The 24,938-nt window shown below is 68.7% G+C and carries 22 protein-coding genes; 5 read left to right on the top strand and 17 right to left on the bottom strand.

The window, feature by feature from the left end; genetic code table 11:
* Positions 1-4 precede the first annotated feature (4 nt).
* Together QM701_RS16915 and QM701_RS16920 are read left to right on the top strand one after the other, a co-directional pair.
* On the top strand, positions 5-1,096 hold the full coding sequence (locus tag QM701_RS16915; RefSeq protein ID WP_415168178.1) for a uroporphyrinogen-III C-methyltransferase: 1,092 nt from the start codon (positions 5-7) through the stop codon (positions 1,094-1,096).
* Positions 1,093-1,542 carry a heme biosynthesis HemY N-terminal domain-containing protein gene (locus tag QM701_RS16920; protein WP_415168179.1) on the top strand — a complete coding sequence of 150 codons (450 nt, stop codon included), beginning with the start codon at positions 1,093-1,095 and terminating at the stop codon, positions 1,540-1,542. Before QM701_RS16915 ends, QM701_RS16920 begins: the two co-directional genes overlap by 4 nt.
* A gap of 104 nt (positions 1,543-1,646) precedes the next feature.
* Here QM701_RS16920 and QM701_RS16925 read toward each other — a convergent pair whose 3' ends face one another.
* The 5 genes from QM701_RS16925 to QM701_RS16945 form a co-directional block, all read right to left on the bottom strand.
* Complete coding sequence (locus QM701_RS16925; RefSeq protein ID WP_415168180.1) at positions 1,647-2,924, bottom strand: TRAP transporter large permease subunit; 1,278 nt, start codon at positions 2,922-2,924, stop codon at positions 1,647-1,649.
* 21 nt (positions 2,925-2,945) lie between these two features.
* The gene (locus QM701_RS16930) at positions 2,946-3,512 is read right to left on the bottom strand and encodes a TRAP transporter small permease (RefSeq protein WP_415168181.1); all 567 of its coding nucleotides are present in this window, start codon (positions 3,510-3,512) and stop codon (positions 2,946-2,948) included.
* Positions 3,513-3,656: 144 nt separating this feature from the next.
* The gene (locus QM701_RS16935) at positions 3,657-4,685 is read right to left on the bottom strand and encodes a DctP family TRAP transporter solute-binding subunit (RefSeq protein ID WP_415168182.1); all 1,029 of its coding nucleotides are present in this window, start codon (positions 4,683-4,685) and stop codon (positions 3,657-3,659) included.
* A 100-nt stretch (positions 4,686-4,785) separates the two neighbouring features.
* Complete coding sequence (locus QM701_RS16940; RefSeq protein ID WP_415168183.1) at positions 4,786-6,396, bottom strand: xylulokinase; 1,611 nt, start codon at positions 6,394-6,396, stop codon at positions 4,786-4,788.
* Positions 6,393-7,259 (bottom strand): HpcH/HpaI aldolase family protein, encoded by an 867-nt coding sequence (locus tag QM701_RS16945; protein ID WP_415168184.1) that lies wholly within the window; start codon positions 7,257-7,259, stop codon positions 6,393-6,395. The genes QM701_RS16940 and QM701_RS16945 overlap by 4 nt, the downstream gene beginning before the upstream one ends.
* 147 nt (positions 7,260-7,406) lie before the next feature.
* Here QM701_RS16945 and QM701_RS16950 point away from each other — a divergent pair, with 147 nt between their 5' ends.
* Complete coding sequence (locus QM701_RS16950) at positions 7,407-8,327, top strand: LysR family transcriptional regulator (protein WP_415168185.1); 921 nt, start codon at positions 7,407-7,409, stop codon at positions 8,325-8,327.
* Between the two features lie 169 nt (positions 8,328-8,496).
* Here QM701_RS16950 and purD read toward each other — a convergent pair whose 3' ends face one another.
* The 8 genes from purD to QM701_RS16990 form a co-directional block, all read right to left on the bottom strand.
* Positions 8,497-9,765 (bottom strand): phosphoribosylamine--glycine ligase, encoded by a 1,269-nt coding sequence (gene purD / locus QM701_RS16955; protein WP_415168186.1) that lies wholly within the window; start codon positions 9,763-9,765, stop codon positions 8,497-8,499.
* A 69-nt stretch (positions 9,766-9,834) separates the two neighbouring features.
* The gene (gene purH / locus QM701_RS16960; RefSeq protein ID WP_415168187.1) at positions 9,835-11,427 is read right to left on the bottom strand and encodes a bifunctional phosphoribosylaminoimidazolecarboxamide formyltransferase/IMP cyclohydrolase; all 1,593 of its coding nucleotides are present in this window, start codon (positions 11,425-11,427) and stop codon (positions 9,835-9,837) included.
* A 106-nt stretch (positions 11,428-11,533) separates the two neighbouring features.
* Complete coding sequence (locus tag QM701_RS16965; protein WP_415168188.1) at positions 11,534-11,770, bottom strand: Fis family transcriptional regulator; 237 nt, start codon at positions 11,768-11,770, stop codon at positions 11,534-11,536.
* Entirely contained in the window at positions 11,767-12,810 is a 1,044-nt protein-coding gene (dusB, locus tag QM701_RS16970) for a tRNA dihydrouridine synthase DusB (protein ID WP_415168189.1), read from the bottom strand. Before dusB ends, QM701_RS16965 begins: the two co-directional genes overlap by 4 nt.
* Before the next feature lie 263 nt (positions 12,811-13,073).
* Positions 13,074-13,352: a cell division topological specificity factor MinE gene (gene minE / locus QM701_RS16975; RefSeq protein WP_415168190.1), complete on the bottom strand. Its 279-nt coding sequence runs from the start codon at positions 13,350-13,352 to the stop codon at positions 13,074-13,076.
* Positions 13,353-14,174 carry a septum site-determining protein MinD gene (gene minD, locus QM701_RS16980; protein WP_415168191.1) on the bottom strand — a complete coding sequence of 274 codons (822 nt, stop codon included), beginning with the start codon at positions 14,172-14,174 and terminating at the stop codon, positions 13,353-13,355.
* A 65-nt stretch (positions 14,175-14,239) separates the two neighbouring features.
* Positions 14,240-15,034 (bottom strand): septum site-determining protein MinC, encoded by a 795-nt coding sequence (gene minC / locus QM701_RS16985; protein ID WP_415168192.1) that lies wholly within the window; start codon positions 15,032-15,034, stop codon positions 14,240-14,242.
* A 25-nt stretch (positions 15,035-15,059) separates the two neighbouring features.
* Positions 15,060-16,406 (bottom strand): EAL domain-containing protein, encoded by a 1,347-nt coding sequence (locus QM701_RS16990; protein WP_415169423.1) that lies wholly within the window; start codon positions 16,404-16,406, stop codon positions 15,060-15,062.
* A 46-nt stretch (positions 16,407-16,452) separates the two neighbouring features.
* Here QM701_RS16990 and QM701_RS16995 point away from each other — a divergent pair, with 46 nt between their 5' ends.
* On the top strand, positions 16,453-17,253 hold the full coding sequence (locus QM701_RS16995; RefSeq protein ID WP_415168193.1) for a hypothetical protein: 801 nt from the start codon (positions 16,453-16,455) through the stop codon (positions 17,251-17,253).
* Between the two features lie 92 nt (positions 17,254-17,345).
* Here the strand turns inward: QM701_RS16995 and QM701_RS17000 are convergent, their stop codons facing one another.
* Genes QM701_RS17000 through QM701_RS17015 form a run of 4 tightly spaced genes read right to left on the bottom strand, consistent with a single transcriptional unit; the run spans position 17,346 to position 21,568 of the window.
* The gene (locus QM701_RS17000) at positions 17,346-18,503 is read right to left on the bottom strand and encodes an FAD-dependent monooxygenase (RefSeq protein WP_415168194.1); all 1,158 of its coding nucleotides are present in this window, start codon (positions 18,501-18,503) and stop codon (positions 17,346-17,348) included.
* A complete protein-coding gene (locus QM701_RS17005; RefSeq protein WP_415168195.1) occupies positions 18,496-19,794 on the bottom strand; it encodes an aminopeptidase P N-terminal domain-containing protein in 1,299 nt (432 codons plus the stop codon). Before QM701_RS17005 ends, QM701_RS17000 begins: the two co-directional genes overlap by 8 nt.
* Positions 19,795-19,847: 53 nt before the next feature.
* A complete protein-coding gene (murU, locus tag QM701_RS17010) occupies positions 19,848-20,549 on the bottom strand; it encodes an N-acetylmuramate alpha-1-phosphate uridylyltransferase MurU (protein WP_415168196.1) in 702 nt (233 codons plus the stop codon).
* Positions 20,549-21,568 (bottom strand): aminoglycoside phosphotransferase family protein, encoded by a 1,020-nt coding sequence (locus QM701_RS17015; protein WP_415168197.1) that lies wholly within the window; start codon positions 21,566-21,568, stop codon positions 20,549-20,551. Before QM701_RS17015 ends, murU begins: the two co-directional genes overlap by 1 nt.
* Before the next feature lie 119 nt (positions 21,569-21,687).
* On the opposite strand from QM701_RS17015, the gene QM701_RS17020 reads away from it, so the two are divergent.
* Positions 21,688-24,933: an LPS-assembly protein LptD gene (locus tag QM701_RS17020; protein ID WP_415168198.1), complete on the top strand. Its 3,246-nt coding sequence runs from the start codon at positions 21,688-21,690 to the stop codon at positions 24,931-24,933.
* Positions 24,934-24,938 lie beyond the last annotated feature (5 nt).

Raw genomic sequence — 24,938 nt, forward strand, 5'->3', positions numbered from 1 at the left:
CGAAATGACCTCGCAGCCCCTGCCGCCGCCTTCCGGCGCGGCCGTTCCTCCCGCGGCGGAAGCGCCGCCGGCGGTGGCTCCGGCCGCCCCGGCCCGGAGCTGGTTCAGCCCGTGGCTGGTCGTCGCCGTGCTGGCGCTCGGCCTGGCCGGCTGGCAGTGGATGGAGACGCGCCTCAGACTGGCCGAGACGCAGCAGGAGATGGCCAGGCGCCTGGCCGAGAGCGACGCCGTGGCCGGCGAAAGCCGGACGCTGTCCAAGCAGGCGCAGGAACAGCTGGCCGCGTTGCAGGGCAAGCTGGGCGAACTGGAAGGGCGGCTGGCCGAATCGAAGAGCCAGCAGGAAGTCCTGGAGAACCTGTACCAGAACCTCGCGCGCAGCCATGACGAATCGATACTGGCCGAGATCGAGCAGAGCGTGACGCTGGCCTCGCAGCAACTGCAGCTGGCGGGCAACGTGCAGAGCGCGGTACTCGCGCTGCAGGCCGCCGACGGGCGCCTGGCCGGCAGCAACCGGCCGCAGTTCATCAACCTGCGCAAGGTCCTGGCGCGCGACCTGGACCGGCTGCAGGCGCTGCCGCAGCCGGACCTGCCGGGCATGTACCTGCGCCTGGAAAACGTGATCGACGCCATCGACACGCTGCCGCTCGCGGTCACCGGCCGCCCGCGCGAGGAAAGCCAGCCCGAGGCGCCCGCCGAACCGCCGCCGCCGGCGCTGTTCTCCCCGGCCTACTGGCGCGCGCTGGCCGCCGGCGTGTGGCGCGAAATGCGCGGCCTCGTCCGCATCCAGCGCATCGACCGCGTCGAGACGGTGCTGCTGCCGCCGGCGCAGGAATTCTTCCTGCGCGAAAACCTCAAGCTGCGCCTGCTCAATGCGCGGCTGGCGCTGTTCTCGCGCGACCAGTGGACGTACCGCAACGAGCTGCATGAGTCCAGCGCCTGGATCGAGCGTTATTTCGACGTGCGCGAGCGGGCGGTTCAGACCAGCCTGCAGACGCTCAAGCAGCTCGCCGCCACGGAAATCACCATCGAGCTGCCCAACCTGAACGAAAGCCTGTCGGCGATCAAGCGCTTCCGCGCCGAGAAGGAGCAGCGATGAAAGGCCTGCTCTGGGTGCTCGCGCTGTTCGCGCTGGCCGTCGGCATTTCCCTGGTCATGCACGTGAACGAAGGCTACGTGCTGCTCGTCCTGCCGCCGTATCGCGCCGAAATTTCCCTCAACCTCGCCGTGCTGGTGGCCGTGCTCGGCTTCGCGGCGTTGCACATCCTCCTGCGCGCCGCCGCGCTGGCCCTGTCGCTGCCCCGCCGGGTCCGCGAATCCCGCGCCCGGCGCGAACGCGAGAAGTCTGCCGAGGCCTTCGGCGAAGGCGTGCGCCAGTACCTCGCCGGCGAACCGCGCCGGGCCATCGACACGCTGGCCGACGTGCGCGGCGACGAGCCCTGGCCGGCGCTGGCGGCGTCGCTGAGCGCGCGCATCGCCGGCGAACTCGACGCGGCCGAGCGGCCGACGGCGTTGGTCGCCGACCAGGGAGAAAAACCAGTCTGACCACGGCGACACGGCGGGCACGGCGAAAAAGCGAGGAATTGCCTTTTCACCGTGCCCGCCGTGTCGCCGTGGTTGGTTTTTCTGCCTTGCTTTTCCAGCACGCGCTACATGAACCAGCGCATCGGCACCAGCACCAGTGACGGGAAGGCGACGAGGAGGCCGAGGACGGTCAGTTCGGCGACCATGAACGGCAGCACGCCGATGATCACGTCGTCCATCTTCACCTTGCCCACTCCGCAGATGACGTTCAGGGTCGTTCCGACGGGAGGCGTGATGAGCCCGATGGCATTGTTCATGATGAACAGGACGCCGAAATAGATCGGGTCGATGCCCGCCATCTTGATGACCGGCATGAGCACCGGAGTCATGATGAGGACCGTCGGCGTCAGGTCCATGGCCGTGCCGATGGCCACGACGAGCAGCATGATGATGAGCAGCAGCAGCTTCTGATTGTCCATGAAGGGTTCGAGCATCGCCGCCAGCTGGCTCGGCAGATCCGCCACCGTGATCAGCCAGGACGAAACCATGGCGGCGCCGACCAGCAGCATGACGACGGCGGTGATCTTCCCGGCGTTGAGGAACAGTCCGTAGAGCGCCGACAGCTTCAGTTCCCTGTAGACGAACATCCCGACGACGAGCGCATAAACGGTGGCGACGACCCCGGCCTCGGTGGGCGTGAAGACGCCGGACTTCAGCCCGCCGAGAATGATGATCGGCAGCAGCAGGGCCCAGATGCCGTCCGTCACGGCGTGCTTCAGCTCGGCCAGCGTCGCGCGCGGGCTGGGCTGCAGCTTGTCGTGGCGGATCACCCAAAGCCAGGCGAGGCCGATGCTGAGCGCCATCAGCATCCCGGGGAAGATGCCGGCCATGAACAGCTTCGTGATCGACAGTTGCGCGATGACGCCGAACATGACGAAGGGAATGCTGGGGGGCAGCATGGGGGCGATGATGCCGCTGGCGGCGATGAGGCCGGCCGAGCGCGGAACGTTGTAGCCGGCCTCCCGCATCATCGGAATCAGCAGCACGCCGACCGCCGCGGTGTCGGCCGCCGCCGAGCCCGACAGGCTGGCCATCACGATCGCGCCGACGATGGCCACGTAGCCCAGGCCGCCGCGCACGTGGCCGACGAGGACGGTCGCCAGTCTGACGATCCGTCGCGAAAGGCCGCCGGCGGTCATCAATTCGCCGGCCAGCATGAAGAACGGTATGGCCATCAGGACGAAATTGTCGGCGCCGTCGATCGTGTTCATCGCGATCAACTGGGCGTCGAAGGTGTTCATGTAGGTCATCAGCGCGATGCCGCAGACCATCAGCGCAAAGGCGATGGGCATGCCGAGGGCCATGGCGCCCAGCAGGGAGCCCAGGAATACGGTCACTACCATTTGTTTTCTCCGAATGACGGGTTATCTGTGGTTTTCAGCGACGGGAGGCGCTGCGTCGTCCACCGGGGACCTCTCGCGCTCGGCGTCTTCGGAGTCCCGGACCTGGACGAGTTCCTCGTCCCGGGCCCGGCCGGTCAGCACGCGCCAGGTGTTGACCAGGACGCAGACGGCCACACCGACGCTCATCACCAGCCCGGTCGCGTAGTGGTAGGCCATCGAGATGCCCGAGGCGGGCATGTCGGTCCCCAGCCCGACCACGGTCTGGCGCCAGCTGCCGACGAAGAACAGCCAGCATACCCATAGCATGAGGACGTTGCCGGCCAGGACGCAGAACACTTTCCCGGCGCGCGGGAGCTTCGCGACCAGGGAGTCGACGCCCAGGTGCGAGCCTTCCTTCATGGCCACCACGGAACCGACGAAGATCAGCCACAGGAACATCAAGCGCGATAGTTCCTCGGTCAAGGTGAAGCCGGAGTTGAACGCGAAACGCAGCACCACGTTGCAGAAGACCATGCCCACCATCAGCGCCAGCGATGTCACGATCACCGCGTTCATCGCCCGCTGCAAGAATTTTTCGATACTTTTCATACGTCCGCTCTGTCTGTATTGGGCACGGCCGATCGCCGGCCGCGGGGCCGGACCGGCATCCGGTCCGCGGCGCGCGCCCGTCGATGGCTTTGGGAGAAATGGCTTGGCGGGGGCGGCGCACGGTTCCGGCGCCCCCGGATCGATCTACTTCAGGTGCTTGACGCGGTCGAGTTCCGCCTGGAATTCCTGGATCAACTGCGGGTCGAGCTGAGCCGCGTACTTGTCGATCACCGGTTTGACCTTTTCGCGGATGCGCTCGATTTCCTGGGGAGGCAGCTCGTTGTAGGCCATGCCGTGGTCGATCAGCACCTTCCTCGACTTCGCCGTCATTTCGCGGCCGAATTTCCGCTGTGGCGCGCGCGCCTCGTCCATCGCCTCCTGGATGATCTTCTGCTCGTCGGCGGACAGCGAGTCCCACGTCTTCTTGCTGGCGAACATCAGTTGGGGGTTGTAGATATGACGTGTCGCGCTGAAGTACTTCTGGACCTCGTACAGCTTGCTGGAGTCCGCCGTCGTTTCCGGATTCTCCTGCCCGTCGATGGTTTTCGTTTCCAGCGCCGAATACAGTTCGGGGAAGGGCATCGGCACCGCGTTGGCGCCCAGCGCATTGATCATGTCGATGTACAGCGGATTCAGGATCGTACGGATCTTGAGTCCCTTGATGTCCTCGATCCTGGCGATCGGGCGCTTGCTGTTCGTGATGCTGCGGAATCCCTGCTCCTGGAAGCCCAGGCCCACCCAGCCCTTGGCCGGCAGGTAGCTCATCAGCTTCTTGCCGAAGGGGCCGTCCAGGACGGCGTCGGCCTGCGCCTCGTTGGCGAAGACGAACGGGAAGTCGAGCACGACGAATTCCTTGATGGTGCCCACGATCTGGGCCGGGGCCATGCTGGCGAAATCGACGATGCCCCCCTGCATCGCCGCGGCGACCTGCTGGTCGCCGCCCAGCGAACCGCTGGCGAAGACCTTGATCTTGATCTTGCCGCCGCTCTTCTTTTCGACGTTCTCGGCGAAGCGCAAGCAGCCGAAGCCTTGCGGATGGTCGATCGGGTTCACCATGGCCATGCGGAAATTCCGCTCCTTGATTTCCGCCGCGTATCCGCCCTGGGCGGCGCACAGCATGGCCGAGAGAATGACGACCGGCGCGAACAGCCGTTTTGCCTGATTCATTTTCATAGCGACTTCCTTCCCTTTTCGTTGGTTGGCGTGTTATCTGAGGGGTCGACCGCGCGGGCCGCCCGGCGGCCGGGCTGTCTTCCCCATTGCATGATCGCGGTCAGCGATCGATCGTTTCCCGCCGATGATCGGGCCGCCGGACGTCGGCCTGCGCCGGATTCATCTCCGGCCGCGGATCAAGGCGGGTATCGGCACCGCCGCCGCGCGGCTCGCGTGCGGCGGCGTCGAAAAAGCAGGCGAACTGCCTGTAGCGTTCGAACCCGCGCGCGTACAGATCGCGTCTGGCCGGGTCGGGCGCGTTGATCTTTCCGGGAACGACGCAGGCCGCGGCCGCGGCTTCGAGCGTGCCGAACATGCCGGCGGCGGTGGCCGCCAGCAGGCAGGCGCCGCGCGCCGAATCACCGTCGCGCACGGTGTGCGTCTCGATGCCCAGCACGTCGGTGACGATCTGCGTCCACACCGGGCTTTTGACGACGCCGCCGGACATGACGGCGCGCGTCACCGTGATCGCCTCGCGCCGGAACATGTCCAGGCAGTCGCGCAGCGAATAGGCGACGCCTTCCATCACCGCGCGAACGAAGTGCGGCCAGGCGTGGTTGTGGTCGATGCCGCTGAAATTGCCGCGCAAGTCCGGGTTCCAGTAGGGCGCGCGCTCCCCGTGCAGATAGGGATGGAAGATCAGCCCGTCGGCTCCGGGCCGGGCCGTGAGCGCCAGTTCGTCGAGAGCCTCGTAGCTCGGCCTGGCCGCGCCGCCGGCCGCGGCGTCGGAACACAGCCGGCGAATCCATTTCAGCGAGGTCGCGCAGGCATTCGTTCCCGCCTGCTTGTAGAAGACGCCCTCGGCGATATGGGGATAGGTGATGATTCTGGCATTGAACGACGGACCGTCCGTCGTCGCCATGATCCCGCCGGCGCTGCCCACTCTGACCATGCCGAGCCCGCCGGCTTCGAGAATGCCGCAGCCGACCAGTTCCGCTGCGGAGTCGAGCGTGCCGGCGATGACCGGAATCCCGGCCGGCAGGCCGTAGGCCGCGCCGGCGGCGGGCGTCACCGTGCCGACCACGGCGAGCGGTGAAGCCAGGCGGGGAAAGGCCGCGGCGGAGAGTCCGCTGAGCTCCGTCAATGGCTTCGCCCAGCGCCTCGTTCCGGCATCCAGCATCAGCGTCGCCGCCGCGCTGCCGAAATCCATGCACGCCTCGCCGGTGAGGTTGAAAATCAGATAGTCCTTCGAGCTCAGGAAACGCCGTACGCGGGCCATGGCCTCGGGTTCGTGCTTCGCCAGCCAGAGCAGTTGCGGCAGGGTCCACGTGCAGCTTGCCTCGTTCAAGGTCGTCAACTCCAGCAGCGGACCGTATTCGGCGCGCAAGGCCGCGACCTCCTCGCCGCTGCGCTGGTCGCTCCAGAGGATCGCCGGGCGGATGACGCGGTCGGCGCCGTCGAGCAGAACCGGTATGTGGGCGGCTGAACAGATTCCCAGCGCCGCGATGCGGCCGAACAGTCCCGGCCTGCCGGCCGCTATGTCGTCCAATGCCAGGCGCATTGCCGCGAGCCAGTCCCGCGGATGCTGCTCCGCCCAGCCCGGCAAGCGGCTCTGGGTCGGATAGGCGCGTTCCGCCGTCGCCAGCACCCGCCCGTCGACGTCCATCACCACGCACTTGAGGCTGCCGGTGCCCAGGTCCATGCCCAGGACGCAATCGGCGGCGCAAGTCATGCCGCGCCCTCCGGCGTCGCGTTGCGCGCGGCCTTGCCGCGCAGGGGATCGGCGATCGACGCCAGGCCGCTGAGCAAGGCGTTGACGTCCGTGTTGCAGGACACCAGGCCGACGCCCGCGGCGACGAGTTCGGCGGCGGCGTCCGGGTCGTAGGTCTGGATGCCGACGCCGACGCCGAAGTGCCGCGCGCGGGCGATGACGCGATCGATCGCCGCGCGCATCTCCGGCGCGCGCAGGGAACTGCTTATCCCACAGGACAGGGAAAGGTCGGAGGGGCCGATGAAAACCATGTCGATGCCGGGGGTGCCGAGGATTTCGTCGAGGTTCTCCAGGGCGCGCTTGGTTTCGATCTGGGCGATGACCAGGATCTCGGCGTTCGCCCTGGCGATGTACTCGCGCTGCTCGACCCGCCGGAAGCCGGTGTGCGCGCGGCACAGGCTGAGGCCGCGGTCGCCGGCGGGAGCGTAGCGCGCGTAACGGACGATTTCCTCGGCCTGGGCGCGGCTTTCGACGCGCGGCACGACTATGCCGGACGCCCCCAGTTCGAGCGCGGTCAGGATGTACTCCCGCCGGGTTTCGGCGATGCGGACGAACGGCCGGCACACGCCGCCCCGGAAGCCGGCGATGAGCGCGGCCAGCGACTCCGGACCGAAGGCGCCGTGCTCCTGATCGATGATGGCGAAATGCATGCCGGCCGCGTCGAGCAGCGCGCCCAGCATCGGCGTCCTGATTTCGCTCACCATGATGCCCAGGACGGCCTCGCCGCGGGCGAGCGACGCCTTCAGCCAGTGCGCAATGCCGGGTGCCGGGCTCGTGGCGGGCCAGACGTCGTTCCTTGTTTGGGTCGTTGGATCGTTTTTCATGGATATCGGGGGCGTGCCGCCCGTCGTGTTGGTCGTACGGAATGGAGTGCGTTGCGTTTTGATGCGGCGGATTCTTTCATCGCGCTATCCATTAATCAAACGATTTATTACACTGGCTGCGATAAGAAAATTTAATAGGAGGAAGCCGTGGAATTCCGCCAGGTCGAAGCCTTTATCGTGGTTTCGGAGCAGGAAAGCTTCACCCGCGCCGCCGAGTCGCTGCACCTGACGCAGTCGGCAGTCAGCCAGTTGATCCGCCGCCTGGAGGAAGAAATCGGCGAGCCGCTGTTCGTGCGCAATGGGCGCTCCGTGCGCCCGACGCGCACCGGAATCGAGCTACTGCCGGCGGCGATGGAAATTGTCCGGTGGAAACGGGTGTTCGCGGATCGCTCGGTGGCCGACCCGGCGAGAATTTCCGGCGTGCTACGGGTCGGAACGAGTTCCGCGGGCACCGCCTTTCTTTGGGCCTGGACCTTTCAGGCCTTCGCGCAGACCTATCCCTTGGTCGAACTGGACGTCCGTTCGACGCAGCAGACGATCAACACCATGGAGGATTTGCTCGGCGGCGACCTCGATGTCGGCATCATGCCCTTCCCCGTGCCCCACCCGCGCTTGACCGGCGTGGTGCTCGGTCACCACGAAGCCTTGCTGGTCGCGTCGCCCGAGCATCCGTTGGCGGCCAGGAAGCGCCTGCGCGTCGCCGATCTGGAGACGGCCCGCTTCATCTCCTACGAACACCGGATGAATATCCGCGGCCTGTCCGACCAGTACTTCTCCAGCCTGGGGATTTCCCCGAACATGGTTTTGCAGTCGAACGACACCTACCTCATCCGGGCCATGACGGAAGTCGGGTTCGGCATCGCCTTCCTGCCTGACTGGGCGGTCCAGCGCGAACTGGAAGAGGGCAGGCTGGTCGTGCTGGACAAGCCCGGCCTCCGCCTGTTCGAAAACTTCGGCGCGATGCACCTTGCCCGGGGAATCGGTCCGGCGGCGCAGGAGTTCATCCGGTTCTGCCTGCAGCACGTCGAGCTGCTGCCTCCCGTGGCGCGCGGTCCGCTGCAGCGCTGAAGGCGGGCGCCTGCATGGTGCGCCGGCATTGATCGCCAACCATGGAGGGCACGGAGAAAAAACGGTTTAACCACGGCGACACGGCAGGCACGGCGAAAAGGCAATTCCTCGTTTTTCCGCCGTGCCCGCCGTGTCGCCGTGGTCAATTATTTTTTGCTTCTCTCCAACGCTAGCGCGACGTCGCCCGGTGGCCGATGTCGCGGCGGAACTGCATGCCGTCGAAGTAGATGCCGGTGATCGCGTCGTAGGCCAGCTTCTGCGCCTGCTTGACGTTGTCGCCGAGCGCGGTGACGCAGAGCACGCGGCCGCCGGCGGTGACGATCTTGCCGTCCTGCTCGGCAGTGCCGGCGTGGAAGACGCAGACGTTTTCGCTTTCCTTGGGTAGCCCGGAGATCACGTCGCCCTTTTTCGGCGTATCCGGGTAGTTGGCGGCGGCGAGCACGACGCCGAGCGCGACGCGCCGGTCCCACTCGGCTTCGATCTGGTCGAGCTTGCCGGCGACGGCGTGCTCGGCCAGGGTCAGCAGGTCGGACTTCATGCGCATCATGATCGGCTGCGTCTCCGGGTCGCCCAGTCGGCAGTTGAATTCGACCACCTTGACCGAACCGTCCTTGCCGATCATCAGCCCGGCGTAGAGGAAGCCGGTGTAGGGAATGCCGTCGTTGGCCATGCCGCGCACCGTCGGCAGAATGATCTCGCGCATGGCCTTGGCATGCACCGCCGGGGTGACCACGAGAGCGGGCGAATAGGCGCCCATGCCGCCGGTGTTGGGGCCGGCGTCGCCGTCGAAGATGCGCTTGTGGTCCTGGCTGGAGGCCAGCGGCAGGACGTTCTTGCCGTCGACCATGACGATGAAGCTGGCTTCCTCGCCGTCCAGGTAGTCCTCGATCACCACCCGCGCACCGGCGCCGCCGAGGACGTTGCCGGAGAGCATGTCGTCGATGGCGCGGTGCGCCTCGGCCAGCGTCATGGCCACCACGACGCCCTTGCCGGCGGCGAGTCCGTCGGCCTTGATGACGATCGGCGCGCCCTTGCGGTCGACGTAGGCGCGGGCCGCGGCGGCGTCGCTGAAGGTCTCGAAGGCCGCCGTCGGGATGTTGTGCCGGACCATGAAGCGCTTGGCGAAATCCTTCGAACTTTCCAGCTGCGCGGCTTCACGGGTCGGGCCGAAAATTTTCAGGCCGCGCGCGCGGAAGACGTTGACCACGCCGGCGGCGAGCGGCGCCTCCGGGCCGACGATGGTCAGGTGGATCTTGTTCTTTTCGGCGAAATCGGCCAGCGCGGCGGGATCGGTGATGGGCACGTTCTCCATCTCGACCTGGTGCGCCGTCCCGGCGTTGCCGGGGGCGACGTAGACCTTCTGCAGGCCGGGCGATTTGGAAAGGCGCCAGGCGAGCGCATGCTCGCGTCCGCCGGAACCGATGACGAGTAGTTTCATGGTGGCTGTGGGTGTGGGGAATGGAGGGGTCGATGCCGAACCGTGATTCTACTCCTGTGCCGGCGGCGCTCAGTGACGGAAGTGGCGCGCTCCGGTGAACACCATGGCGATGCCGTGCTCGTCGGCCGCCGCGATGACCTCCTCGTCGCGCACCGAGCCGCCGGGCTGGATGACCGCCTTGGCGCCGGCCTCGGCCAGCACGTTGACGCCGTCGCGGAAGGGGAAGAAGGCGTCCGAGGCGACGCAGGAACCGGCGAGCGGCAGGCCGGCGTTCTGCGCCTTCATGACGGCGATGCGGGTCGAGTCCACGCGGCTCATCTGGCCGGCGCCGACGGCGAGGGTCATGCCGCCGCCGCAGAAGACGATGGCGTTGGACTTGACGAACTTGGCGACGCGGTTGGCGAACACCAGGTCGTCCAGCTGCTGCGCGGTGGGCGCGAGTCTGGTGACCACCTTCAGCCCGTCGCGCCGGACGTTGAAGTCGTCGGCCGTCTGCACCAGCAGGCCGCCGCCGACGCGCTTGAATTCGAGCGCGTTGAGCTGCCTGTCCAGCGGCACGGCCAGCACGCGCAGATTCTGCTTCGAAGCGAGCGCGGCCTTGGCCTCGTCGGTGAAGGCCGGGGCGATCAGCACTTCGACGAAGTGCTTGCGCTCGCTCAGGGCGTTGACCACATCGAGGCCGACCGTGCCGTTGAAGGCGATGATGCCGCCGAAGGCCGACGTGGAGTCGGTCTTGAAGGCCTTTTCATAGGCGCCGAGCAGGCCGGCGTCGACCGCCACGCCGCAGGGGTTGGCGTGCTTGATGATGACGCACGCCGGGGCGTCGAAGGTCTTGACGCATTCCCAGGCCGCGTCGGCGTCGGCGATGTTGTTGTACGAGAGTTCCTTGCCCTGCAGCTGGACGTAGCCGGCGATGCCGCCGGGGACCGGCGCGACGTCGCGGTAGAAGGCGGCCCGCTGGTGGGAGTTCTCGCCGTAGCGCAGCGTCTCGACGCGGTCGAAGGCGAGCTGCAGCCGTTCCGGGAAGACCGCCGGTGCCGGCGCGGCCTCGGCCGCCCTGGTTTCGGCGCCGTCGCCGAGGCCGGTCAGCCAGTTGGCGATCATGCCGTCGTAGCGGGCGGTGTGGGTGAACGCCTTCCTGGCCAGCGCGAAGCGGGTGGCCAGCGACAGCGCGCCGCCGTTGGCGCGCATCTCGTCGAGCAACGCCGGGTAGTCGTCCGGGTCGGTGACCACGGCGACGCCGGCGTAGTTCTTGGCCGACGAACGGACCATCGCCGGGCCGCCGATATCGATGTTCTCGATCGCCTCTTCCAGCGTCACGCCCGGCCTGGCGACGGTGGCGGCGAACGGGTACAGGTTGACGCAGACGAGATCGATGGCCGGGATGCCGTGCGCCTCGATCGTCGCCAGGTGCTCCGGCAGGTCGCGGCGGGCCAGGATACCGCCGTGCACTTTCGGGTGCAGCGTCTTGACGCGGCCGTCGAGCATTTCCGGGAAGCCGGTGTAGTCGCCGATCTCGGTCACGGCGAGGCCCGCCTCGCGCAGCAGTTTGGCGGTGCCGCCGGTGGACAGGAGGTTGATCCCCTGCTCGGCGAGGCCGCGCGCGAATTCCAGCGCGCCGCGTTTGTCGGACAGACTGATCAGGGCTTGGCGAATTTTCATGACGCTAACTTTCTCGAATGGGAAATCGGGTGGCGCAGCTCACCGGCGGCAGGGCCGTCCAAATCCTCGCGGCTCGCCGGTGCGTCGCCCCTGCATGCGGGGCGGCTCAGAGCAGCTGGTGCTCGTTGATCTTCTTGCGCAGGGTGTTGCGGTTGATGCCGAGCATCTCGGCGGCCAGGCTCTGGTTGCCGCCGGCCTGCTGCAGCGTGACTTCGAGCATCGGCCGCTCGACGCTCTTCAGCACCATCTCGTAGATGCCGCTCGGCGTCTCGCCGTCGAGATCGCGAAAATAGGTTTCCAGCGCGCCGCGGATGCAGGCGGCGATGTCGTTGTTTTTTTTCATGCGGCGAGTCCCTCGCTGTCGTTGTCGCTGTTGTCGTCGTCTGCCGGCGCGTAACTCAGGCGTTCGTCCCGTTCGGCCAGGCCGAAGAAGAAATCGTTGACCGCCTGCCGCTGTCCGGCCACGTCGGGCAGCTGGTTCATGCGGTGGCGGAAGGCCGCCGAACCGGCCAGCCCGCGGGTGTACCAGGAGATGTGCTTGCGCGCCACGCGCACGCCCGTGTTGACGCCGTAGAAGGCGTACAGCTCCTCCAGGTGGCCCAGGAGGACGTCGTGGATTTCCTCGACGCGGGGCGGCGGCAGATGCGCGCCGGTGTTCAGGTAATGCTCGATTTCGCGGAACAGCCAGGGCCGGCCCTGCGCGGCGCGGCCGATCATCAGGGCGTCGGCGCCGGTGGCATCGAGCACCTGCCGGGCCTTTTCCGGCGAGACGATGTCGCCGTTGGCGACGACCGGGATGCGCGCGGCGGCCTTGACCGCGGCGATCGTCTCGTATTCGGCGTGGCCGGTGTAGGCGCAGGCGCGCGTGCGGCCGTGCACGGCCAGCGCCCGGATGCCCGACTGCTCGGCGATGCTCAGGATCGCCAGGGCGTTGCGGCTGGCCTTGTCCCAGCCGGTGCGGATCTTCAGCGTGACCGGCGTGTGCGGCACGGCCTCGACCACGGCGGCGAGGATGCGGCCGACCAGCGGCTCGTCCTTGAGCAGCGCCGAGCCGGCCATCACGTTGCAGATCTTCTTGGCCGGGCAACCCATGTTGATGTCGATGATCTGCGCGCCGCGGTCGACGTTGTGGCGCGCCGCCTCGGCCATCATCGCCGGGTCCGCGCCGGCGATCTGCACCGCGATCGGGGCCACTTCCCCGTCGTGGTTGGCGCGCCGCTGCGTCTTGGCGCTGCCGTACAGCAGCGAGTTCGAGGTGACCATCTCGGACACGGCCAGGCCGGCGCCCATTTGCTTGCACAGCTGGCGGAACGGGCGGTCCGTCACGCCGGCCATGGGCGCGACGAACAGATTGTTCCGGAGCGGAAAGCCGAGATAGTGCATGGGTGGTGGCGGGGGCGTTGAACGAAGGTGCGGATTTTACTCTCGTTGCTGCCTAAAAAATAGACAGTTTCGACAAGGCAAAAGGTAAATAAGGGCGCATCGTTCGTCCAGGCAAAAGGCCGGCGATCCCTTGGAAAATGGGGTTTTCCGGCAAAACAAGGGTTTATGCCCGACAAGTTCAGGCAATGGTTTAGCTTCAAACCGGGTCTCGCCCCGGCGCGGTGGAAATCGCCCGGCGCCGCGCCGGCGCCGGGACCCGGCGATCAGGTCCGGGGCGGGGTCTCGCCGGCCGGTTCCGGCAGGACGATGTTGACTTCCAGGACTTCGTAGTTGCCCTGTTTTTCGAGCGAGACCTTGATGTCCTCCGGATTGATCGACACGTACTTGGAGATCACGGCGATCAGTTCCTTCTGCATTTCGGGCAGGAACTCCTTCTTGCCCGACAGGCCGTTGCGCTCGTGGGCGATGATCAGTTGCAGGCGTTCCTTGGCCAGCGCGGCGGATTTGGGCTTGTTGCCGAACAGGAGTGAGAGCAGGGACATTTATTTCCCCCCGAAGAGCCGCCGGAGCAGGCCGGGCTTTTCGTAATCGACGAAGCGCAGCGGCTTGGTCTCGCCGAGGAAGCGGTCGACCACGTCGGCATAGGCGTGCGCCACGTCGCTGTCCTTCAGGTGGATGACCGGCGTGCCCTGGTTCGACGACTGCAGCACGGTTTCCGATTCGGGGATCACGCCGATGATCGGCACGCGCAGGATTTCCTGCACGTCCTTGTACGAGAGCATCTCGCCCTCGTCGACGCGCTTGGGCGAATAGCGGGTGATCAGCAGGTGTTCCTTGACCGGCTCGCCGCCGGCGATGGCGCGCCGCGACTTGGCCTGGATGATGCCGAGGATGCGGTCGGAATCGCGCACCGAGGAGACTTCCGGGTTGGTCACGATCAGCGCCTCGTCGGCGAAGGTCAGCGCCATCACCGCGCCGCGCTCGATGCCCGCCGGGGAATCGCAGACGACGTATTCGAAGCCCATGTGTTCGAGATCCTTGAGCACCTTCTCGACGCCTTCCTCGGTCAGCGCGTCCTTGTCGCGTGTCTGCGAGGCGGGCAGGACGAACAGGTTGTCGTTGCCGCAGTGCTTGTCCTTGATCAGCGCCTGGGTCAGCGTGGCCTCGCCGTGCAGCACGTTGACCAGGTCATAGACGACGCGGCGCTCGCAGCCCATGATCAGGTCCAGGTTGCGCAGGCCGACGTCGAAGTCGATGACGGCCGTCTTGAAGCCGCGCAGGGCCAGGCCGGAAGAGAAGCTGGCGCTGGTGGTGGTCTTGCCGACGCCACCCTTGCCTGAAGTCACGACGATGATTCTTGTCACGGCGGTCTTTCGTCAAAAAAACGCAATTTTACCTGCTGCGGAAAGGACTTTGCCCGATGCCCGCGTCAGTCCGTGCGCAGGGCCAGGATGTCCAGCCGGCTTTCCTCGCCCTGGCCGGTGAGCCGGACCTGCGCCGGGCGGGCGGCCAGGCGGTCCGGAATGCCCGCCTCGAAGGTGCGATAGACGCCGGCGATCGAAACCAGTTCCGCCTCGAAGCAGGTGGTGAAGATGCGCGCGCCGGTGTCGCCGCCGGCGCCGGCCAGCGCGCGTCCGCGCAGCGGCGCGTAGATGTGGATGCTGCCGTCGGCGATGACCTCGGCGCCGGCGTTGACCGCGGCCAGCACGACGAGATCGCCGCCGCGCGCGTAGGCCTGCTGGCCGGAACGCATGGGGCGGTCGATGATCAGCGTCGGCACGGCGGCCGGCGCGGGGACCGCAACCGGCGCGGCGGGCGCCGGAGCGGGGGACTCTTCGGGCGGCGGCGCGGGTTCCTCGGGCACCGCGGCCGCGGCGTTCCTGCCGTGCGCCGCGCGCCGGGGCGCGGCGATGCCCGGCAGGCCGGCCGCCGCGGCGGAGGCGGCCAGCATTTCGTCGCCGCCGCGCACGCCGATCAGCCGCAGGCCGTAGCGCAGGAACAGGGCGCGGATGCCGGGCCAGTCGGGCGCGCTGCCCTCCGGCGCCGCGACCCCGTCCAGTTCGAGCAGTCCCGCGTCGCCGTCGAAGAACGCCTCGTCGCCGAACAGCTCGGCGGCCGACCTGGCCAGTTGATCCGCCTGCAGCGAGCGGAGCGTGACACTGACGACCGGGATCGTCATCCCCTTGAATTCGAGCGTCTGGATTTTCTTGTTTGCGCGTGCCATGGGACGGAGCCGAAAAGACGAAAGTCTAGTCGACCGCGTGCAAAGGCGAAAGCGCGGCCGCCGGTTCCGGTTCCGCCGGGCGGGCGTCTCCCTGCTCCGGCGCCGGGCCGTTCCGGCTGCGGATGAACTCCAGGCAGGCGTCCGGCGGCAGCGGCCGGCTGAACAGGTATCCCTGGAACTCGGTGCAGCCGAGCCCGTGCAGCACGCGCAGCTGCTCCTCGGTTTCGACGAACTCGGCGACGATGCGGATGCCCTTGCTGCGGCACAGCGTGGCGATCGTCTCGACGATCTCGCGGCAGCTCGGATTGGTCAGGATCTCGCGCGTCAGCGAGCCGTCCAGCTTGATCGCGTGGATGTCGAAGCGGCGCATGTACAGGAGCGAACTGTAGCCCATGCCGAAGTCGTCGATGGCCAGCCGGATGCCGCGCCGGGCCAGCTGGTCCAGCGTATGCGCCGTGCGTTCGCTGTGCGCGACGGCCCGGCTTTCCGTGATCTCGAATTCGATGTCCTCGGCGGACAGGCCGTGGGTGCGCAGAATGTCTTGGATTCTGCCGGCGAAGCCGGCATGGTTGAGCTGCGTCGGCGACAGGTTGATCGACATGGTGACGCCCGGCACGCAGTCCGCGTCGCGCCATCGCCGCATGCGGGCGCAGGCGGCGCGGATGACCCAGTCGCCCAGTTCCCCGACCAGCCCGGCCTCCTCGGCGAGGGCCACGACGACGTTCGGCGCGACCGGGCCGAACGGCGCGTAGTCCCAGCGCAGCAAGGCTTCCACGCCGACCACCCGGCCCGCGGCGTTGACCTGCGGCTGGTAGGCCAGATGCAGCTGCCCCGTGGCGATGGCGTCTTTCAGCGCCCGGGCCAGCTGCCGGGCCTGGGCGCCGACCACGTCCCGGCGCTCCAGGACGCCGGCGCGCTGGTTCAGGCTGGCTTCCTCGATGGCCTTGATCAGCGCGCCGAAATGGCGCCGGCTGGCGTCGGCCGCCTGCCGCCGGGCGGCGCGCACAAAAGGCAGGTAGATCAGCACGGTGAGCAGCAGGTTGGCGGCCTGCAGCGCGACGCCGTGCCACGAATGCGCGGCGAGGTAGCCGCCGAGCAGGACGGGCGTCGTCCAGTGCAGCGGCTCCTGCACCGGCGGCACCCAGCCGGCGACGCAGGCCGCGTAGCTGGTGACCACCAGCACCAGCGGCGCCAGGACGAACGGCACGAGGAAGGCGGGGTTGAGCACGATGGGCAGGCCGAACACCACCAGTTCGCTGACGTTGAACAGCGCCGGGAACAGCCCGGCCACGGCCAGCCGGCGCTGATTGCCGCCGCGCCAGCCGAGCAGCAGCGCGATCAGCAGGCCGAGCGAGACGCCCGAGCCGCCCATGTACACGTAGAACGTCCAGGAAGGTCTTGGTCAGGACCCGCGCCGGATGGACCGGGCCGCCGGCCCCGGCGGCGTCGACCAGCGGCGCGACGTCCAGATAGCTGTGCTCGATCGCCGCCAGGACGTTGTTGCCGTGCGCGCCGAAGAACCACAGCAGGTGGTTGAGCAGGTTGAACAGCAGGGCCCGCGCCAGTTCCGAATCGAGCAGTCCGAAGGCGCCGATCAGCGCCGTGTCGATCACCGCCGCCGGGGTCTGGCCGGCGAACCCCAGCGCCTGGCGCACGCCGAGAAAGCAGGCCACCGTCAGGAAGGCCGGCGGCAGGGCGCGCAGCACGGCCGGCAGGGCCGGATCGGCGTCGCCGCCGAGCACGCCGCGCCGCGTCCGCGAGCGATCGAGCAGCTTCATGAAGATGCCGGTGGCCAGGATCGCCACGATCAGCGCGGGGAACACGGAGCGCGTGCCGTACGGCCCGATGCCGCCGGACCCGTCGAACGGGGCGACCGTCATCACGAAGGAGAGCAGGGAGACGCTGGCGGGAACCAGCGGCGGCATGTCGTTGAAGGCGTCCGCCTGGCGGCTGGCGGCCAGCGAATAGCTGACGGAGAGCGTCAGGCACAGCGAGATCACTCCGAAAACGGCCTCGCCGGCCTGCAGGAACATGCGCTGGAAGCCCGCCGCCGCGGGCCACGGCAGGGCGACGTTGCCGAGCGTCAGGGACAGTGCCCCGAGCATGACCAGGGGCAGCAACAGCAGAAATCCCCGCCGGACAGCCATGAGCTGCCGGGATTCGGACAAACGGCCGATCAACCCTGCCTGGGACGGAGACAAACCCTGCTCCTGTCGTGATCGCTGCGGAAATTCGAATTATTCAGATTATTCCGTCCGGCATCATACGCGAGACGCCGGACGGTGGGATTGCCGGCGCCGGCGGTCGGGGCCTAGAGCCAGGCGCGCGCGCCCCAGATCATGCGGCGGGCGACGAAGCGGCGCAGCGGCGGGGCGGCGTCCAGCGCCAGCAGGCCGAGCCCGCGCAGCGCCCGCAGCGGCGGCAGGTCGTTGGAGAAGGCGCGTACCACGCCGTCGGTGAACAGCGCGCTGCCCCAGCGGTCGGTCTGGCGGCCGCGCGCGTAGGCGGCGAGCGGGCCTGCCCGGCCGGGATCGTCCGGGTTGTCGAGCAGCGTCTCGGCCAGTTCCCAGGCGTCGCGCAGGCCCAGGTTGAAGCCCTGGCCGGAGACCGGGTGCAGCGTCTGCGCGGTGTTGCCCAGCCAGACCTGGCGCTCGCGCGCAAGCTGCCGGCGCAGGCGCAGGGAGAGCGGGAAGCTGGCGCGCGGCCCGGCGGCGACCAGCCGCGCGCGGCCGCCGAACTGCGCGTTGAGCGCGGCCAGGAAGCCGGCGTCGTCGAGCGCCAGCAGCGCCGCCGCCTTGTCCGGCGGCACGGTGAACACCACGGCGTAGTCGCCGCCGACCGGCAGCAGGGCCAGCGGCCCGTCCGGGGTGAAACGTTCCCAGGCGCGGTTGTCATGCGGTTCCGCGGGCGTGACTTCGCAGACCACGGCATGCTGGCCGTAATCGCGCACGGTCAGGCCCGGGCCGTCCTGCGGCGTGCCTTCGGCGTGCACGATCAGGCGGGCGGCGACGCGCCGGGTTTCGCCCTGGTGGTCGAGTGTGGCCGTGGCGTGCGCCGGCGCGGGCTCGACCGCCTTGAGCGCGCAGGGCGCGAGCAGCCGTTCCTCTGCGAGCCGCGCGTGCAGGGCCGCCAGCAGGTCGCGGTAGCGCATCACGTAGCCCAGCGCCGGCAGGCCGTGCTCGTCGGCGTCGATGCGGGTGCGGCCGAAACCGCCGCGCTGCGAGACGTGGATGCCGCGGATCGGCGTGGCCGCGGCGGCGTTCCAGGCGCCCAGGCGTTCGAGCAGCTGCCGGGTGCCGTGCGACAGGGCCAGCGCGCGCGGGTCGCGGCGCCAGGCGCCGGCGGGCTGCCGGTCGAGCAGCTGCACGCGCAGCGGACCGTCGGCCAGGGCCAGGGCCAGCGTGGTCCCGACCGGCCCGGCGCCGACGATCAGCACGTCGGCGTCGAGGGCCGGCGCGGCCTCAGTCATGGCGCATGGCCTCCTCGATGGCGGCGATCGTCTTCGGCGCATTGGTATAGACCTCGGCGCCGTGGGCGGTGACCAGCACGTCGTCCTCGATGCGGATGCCGATGCCGCGCAGGTGCGCGGGCACGTTGGCGTCCGGCGGGACGTACAGCCCCGGCTCGACGGTCAGCGTCATGCCGGCGGCGAGCGGCGTCCAGGCGTCGCCGGTCTTGTAGTCGCCGGCGTCATGCACGTCGAGGCCCAGCCAGTGCCCGGTGCGGTGCATGTAGAACGGCTTGTAGGCCTCGCCGTCGATCAGCCCGTCAACGTCGCCCGCCAGCAGGCCGAGGTCGACCATGCCCCGCACCAGCACCCGCAGGGCGGCCTCGTGGTAGGCGATGAACGGCGCGCCGGGCGCGACGGCGGCGATGGCCGCGGCCTGCGCGGCGAGGACGATCTCATACACGTCGCGCTGCACGCCGCTGAAGCGGCCGTTGACCGGGAAGGTGCGGGTGATGTCGGCGGCGTAGCCGTCGAACTCGCAGCCGGCGTCGATCAGCACCAACGCGCCGTCGGCGAGTTCCTTGTCGTTGTTCACGTAGTGCAGCACGCAGGCGCCGGCGCCGCCCGCGACGATCGGCGGGAAGGAGTGCCCGGCCGCGCCGCTGCGGCGGAACTCGTAGATCAATTCGGCCTCCAGCGCGTATTCGCCGAGGCCGGGGCGGCAGGCGCGCATGGCGCGGGCATGCCCCGCCGAGGCGATGGCCGCGGCGCGGCGCATGCGCTCGATCTCGTGCGCGTCCTTGACGAGGCGCATGCGGTCGAGCGGCTCGCGCGGGTCGCGGATCAGCGCCGGCGCGTGCTTGCCGGCGCGCGCCTGGGCGCGCACGGCGTTGAGCGCGGCGACGATCTTCGCGTCCCATTCGGCGTCGTGTCCGAGCATGTGCCACAGCACGTCGCGGCCGGCGATCAGCTCGGGCAGCCGGCGTTCGAGTTCGCCGATCGGATGCGCCTCGTCGAAGCCGAACGCCTCGCGCGCGGCGTCCGGCCCGTAGCGGAAGCCGTCCCAGGTTTCCCGCTCGGGATTCTTCTCGCGGCAGAACAGCAGCGCGCGCGGCGCGCTGCCGCCGACCAGGACCAGCGCCGCGCCGGGTTCCGGGAAGCCGGTGAGATACCAGAAATAGCTATCGTAGCGGTAGGGATGGTGCGAATCGCGGTTGCGGAAGCGTTCAGGCGCCGTGGGGATGATGGCGACGCCGTCGCCGAGCGTTTCCAGCAGAGCCCGCCGGCGGGCGTAAAAAGGGGCGTAGTTCATGATGGGTCGATTTCCTCCTTCTTGTTTTGACCGGCGGAGCCGGGCGATGGACTTTAGTTTTGTCGGGGAGTCAGCTCGCTGGTGCGGCGGAGTTCGGCGTCCAGCTCCGCCAGCCGTGCCGGCGTCCCCACGTCGACCCAGCGGCCGGTGTAATGTTCCCCGGTCAGCTCGCGGCGGGCGATGGCGGCGTCGAGCAGCGGGCGCAGCTTCATGACCGCGCCGTCCGGCACGCCGGCGAAGAAGCGCGGGGCGAAGACGCCGGTGCCGGCGTAGGTGTAGGTCGGTCCGTGGCGCTCGGCGGCGTAGCGCACCACCTCGCCGTCCAGGCAGAAGTCGCCGCTCGCGTGCTGCGGTGGGTTGTCGACGAAGACCAGGTGGGCCAGGCGGTCGGCGAGGGCATATGCCCGCCGGAAATCCCAGTCGCACCAGACGTCGCCGTTGACCACCAGGAACGGCGCCTCGCCGAGCAGCGGCAGGGCGTGCGCGATGCCGCCGGCGGTTTCCAGCGCGCCGGGCGGTTCCGGCGAGTAACGGATGGACAGGCCGAACGCGCGCCCGTCGCCGAGCGCGGCCTCGATCTGCGCGCCGAGGTGCGCGTGGTTGATCACCACCTCGCGGAAGCCGCTGGCGGCCAGGCGCTCCAGGTGCCAGACGATCAGCGGCTTGCCGCCGGCGGCGAGCAGCGGCTTGGGCGTGGCGTCGGTGAGCGGGCGCATGCGTTCGCCGCGTCCGGCGGCGAGGATCATCGCCTTCATCAGAAGGTCAGCCCGGTCGCCGCCTGCCGGTTCTCCAGCCGGTCGAGCAGGCGCGCGAGCGGCGCCAGCGCGGCGTAGCGGCCGCAGGTGCGGCGCAGGTAGGCCAGCACGCGCGGCATGTCCTTCAGGTAGCCGTCCTTGCCGTCGCGGTGGCAGAGGCGGGCGAAGATGCCGAGCACCTTGAGCTGGCGCTGCGCGCCCATCCATTCGTAGTCGCGGTAGAACGTGTCGAAGTCGGCATCGACCGGCAGGCCGGCCCGGCGGGCGGCTTCCCAGTAGCGGATCACGAAATCGAGCTCCCGTTCCTCCTCCCAGGCGACGTAGGCGTCGCGGTAGAGCGAGACGAGGTCGTAGGTGATCGGGCCGTAGACGGCGTCCTGGAAGTCGATGATGCCGGGGTTCGCCGGATAGGCGCCGGCGATGGCCATCAGGTTGCGCGAATGGTAGTCGCGATGGACGAAGACGCGCGGCTGCGCCAGGTTGTTGGCGAGCAGCGTCTCGAACACGCCGCGCAGCGCGGCCGCCTGGTCCGGCTCCAGGGCGGCGCCCAGATGCTTGGCCACGTACCAGTCGGGGAACAGGTTGAGTTCGCGTTCGAGCAGCGCGCGGTCGTAGTCGGGCAGCACGCCGGGGCGGCTGGCGCGCTGGATGTCGATCAGCGCGGCGTTGGCGTCGCCGTAGAGCGCCGGCGCCGTCGCCGCGTCGAGCACGTCCAGGTAGGTGGTGCCGCCCAGGTCGGAAAGCAGCAGGAAACCCTGTGCGAGGTCCTGCGCATATACCTCGGGGACGTGCACGCCGGCCTCGCGGAACAGGGCGGCGACCCGCAGGAACGGCCGGCAGTCCTCGTGCGCGGGCGGCGCGTCCATGACGATGCGCGTGCCGCCGTCGTCGAGCATGACGCGGAAGTAGCGGCGGAAGCTGGCGTCCGCCGACGCCGGCTCGATCCGGAGGTCCCGGTCGCTGCGCTGGCCCGGCAACTGGCGGCTCAGCCACGCGCGCAGCAGGATGGTACGCGGCATGCCGCTTCTCCTTTGGCTTAGATGCTAGAATGCTGCGATTTTACCATTCGCCCCATTGGCTCATCGCACGCCGCGCCGCGGATGCCGCGCGTGCCCCTGACTACCTCTGAAACGTTCGGATGAATCGGACTGACCGACGCCAACAACTTGCGCTTCTGCTCTGCTGCGGCCTGGCCGGCGTGCTCGCCGGCGGGTATCCCGGCGAGGCCGCGGCGCAGGCGCCGGCCCCGCTGCAGGTCGACCCGGCGCTGCTGGGCCTGCCGCCCGCCGCGCCCGAGCCGCAGCCCCCCGCCGCGCCCCGCGAGGAGCGGAAAGGTTCCGTGGAAGACCAGCCGGTCGTCCGGCCGGTCGAGCCGGCGGCCGTCGAAGTCCGGCCGGTGACGCCCGCGACGCCGCCGGAACCGGCGGCGGAGGTACAGCAAAAGCAGCCGGAGCAGGCCCCGACGCCGCCCGCGCGGCCGGCAGCGCCCAGTCCGGCCCGGCCCGCACCCGAGCGCGGCGCCGAGATTCCGGCGCCTCCTGCCAGGGAGGATGCCGCCCCGGACGCCGCCCGTCCGGCGCCGGCTCCCGCACAGGCTCCCGCACAGGCTCCCGCACAGGCTCCCGCACAGGCTCCCGCACAGGCTCCCGCACAGGCTCCCGCACAGGCTCCCGCACAGGCTCCCGCACAGGCTCCCGCACAGGCCCGGAGCGCCGCTCCGCAGGCCGTCCGGGAAGCGGCCCCGGGCACCACGCTTCCTGCCGCCGCTGCCGCCCCCAAGGCCACGGCGCTGGAGCCGCTGCGCGTCGATCCGGCGCTGCTCGGCCTGCCGCCGTCCGCGCCGGCGGCGCAGCTCGCCGGACGTCCCGCCCCGGCCGCCGCGCCGTCCCCGGCGGCGGCGCCGCGCGTGCCGCCGGCGGGAACGGGCGAGGCGCCACGCGACGTGGCGCGCGGCCAGGAGGAGTCTGCGGATCGCGGACCGGCGCTGGCCCTGCGCGCCGCCTCGAAGATGGTGCCGCCGCCCAAGGACAGCGCGGTGCCGCGGCCGGTGTTCCTGAGCGCGCTGCGCATGCAGGGCGAGATCAATCGGGAATTCGTCGCGGAAGGCGAGGCCGAACTGCGCAAGCCCGGTTCCGTGATCAACGCGGACCTGATGACCTACTGGCCGCTGGAGGACGAGGTCGAGGCCGAGGGCAGCGTGCGCCTGCAGCAGGAGGAGGACGTCGTCACCGGGCCGAAGATGCGGCTGCGGCTGGAGGACCAGATCGGGTACTTCGAGCAGCCGTCCTACTTCCTCAAGCATTCGTCGCTGCTCGGCGGCAAGACGGCCGCGGACCGCGAGGAATCGGACCGCCAGCTCGGAAAGCTGGCCGACGCCTCCATGTGGAATTCCGGCTTCGCCTCGCCGCAGACGATGAAATTCGTGCCCGGCCAGACCAGCTTCAGCGAGAAGATCAAGCTCAGCACGACCACGGAGTCGCGCGGCGAGGCGGAGCGCATCGACTTCGAGGGGGAAAACCAGTACCGCCTGCTGAAGAACACCTTCACCACCTGCCCGGTGGGCAACGATGACTGGTACGTGCGCACCGACGAGATGAAGCTGGACTACGACCGCGAGGTCGGCGAAGGCAAGGCCGCGACCATCTACTTCAAGGACGTGCCGATCCTCTACTCCCCGTGGCTGTCCTTTTCGCTGAACAACGAGCGCAAGTCGGGCTTCCTGGCGCCGTCCTTCGGCACCAGCAGCGACAACGGCTTCGAGTACGAGCAGCCGTACTACTGGAACATCGCGCCGAACATGGACGCGACCATCTCGCCGCGCCTGATGACCAAGCGCGGCCTCCAGATCGGCAACGAATTCCGCTACCTCAACACCGCGTTCGGCGGCGCCTACAACGGCAAGCTGAACGCCGAGTTCCTGCCCGGCGACCGCCTGCGCGACGGGGACAACCGCTACGGCATCGCCCTGGTGCACAACCAGACCACCTCCAGCGGCTTCGGCGGGGTGATCAACTACAACAAGGTGTCCGACGACGACTATTACACCGACCTGTCCTCGGACATCACCAGCACGTCGAAGACACAACTGCTGCAGCAGGGGATGCTGACCTACGGCGCCGCGTGGTGGAGCACGTCGGTCAACTTCCAGCAGTATCAGACCCTGCAGTCCGACAAGAACAATCCGGTGCTGGAACAGTACCGCATGCTGCCGCAGGTCACCTTCAACGCGCGCAAGCCGGATTTCCACGGCACGGACCTCAATTTCCTCGGGCAATACACGCACTTCACCATCTCGGAGCGCGAGCAGTACGGCACGATCTACCCGGACGGCAACCGCACCGTCCTCTATCCGCAGATCTCGGTGCCCTACGTGACGCCGGGCTGGTACGTGACGCCCAAGGTCGGGGTGAACTACCGCAGCTATTCGCTGACCGGCCAGGCCGCCGGCGCGCCCGGCTCGATGTCGGTCTCGCTGCCGATTTTCAGCGTCGACTCGGGGATGACCTTCGAGCGTTCGAGCAACTGGTTCGGGCGCGACTACACCCAGACCCTCGAACCGCGGCTCTACTACCTGAACATCCCGTACAAGGACCAGAGCGACATTCCGCTGTTCGACACGGGGCTGGCGGACTTCAATTTCGCCCAGATCTTTTCCGAGAACCAGTTCTCCGGGTGGGACCGCATCAACAACGCCAACCAGCTGACCGCGGCGCTGACCAGCCGCCTGATCGAGCCCGAGACCGGCAACGAGATCATGCGCGCGATGGTCGGCCAGCGTTACTACTTCACCCGCAGCAAGGTGGCGCTGAGCGGCGCCGCCGTTGCCAGCGACGGCGACAAGTGGGACCGTTCCGACTTCCTGGCCGGCTTCAGCGGGCAGATCCTGCCGAAGGTTTACGCCGACACGGCCTGGCAGTTCGATCTGAACGACAAGCGCACCGAACGCTATTCGGTGGGGATGCGCTACCAGCCCGAGCCGGGCAAGGTGCTGAACGCCTCCTATCGCTACAACAGCGAGACGAGCTCGCCGGTCAACCAGGTGGACGTCTCCGGGCAGTGGCCGCTCGGCGGCCGCTGGCACGGCGTCGGCCGCCTGAACTATTCGTTCAAGGACGACGGCACGGTGCTGTCCACCGGCGGCCAGGGCGGGCGCGTCATCGAGTCGATCGCCGGGCTCGAGTACAACGGCGGCTGCTGGATTCTGCGCGGCGTCATCCGGCGCCAGGCCCTGACGTCGGCGGACGCCTCGACCTCCTTCTTCGTGCAGATCGAACTGAGCGGCCTCGGGCGCATCGGCTCGAATCCGCTGAATCTGCTCAAGCGGAACATCCAGGGCTACAGCCTGATCGGCGACAACGATTCCGCATCCGTCTTCGGTGACTGAGGTTT

Source organism: Propionivibrio sp. (assembly GCF_047602565.1).
Classification (GTDB): Bacteria; Pseudomonadota; Gammaproteobacteria; order Burkholderiales; family Rhodocyclaceae; genus Propionivibrio.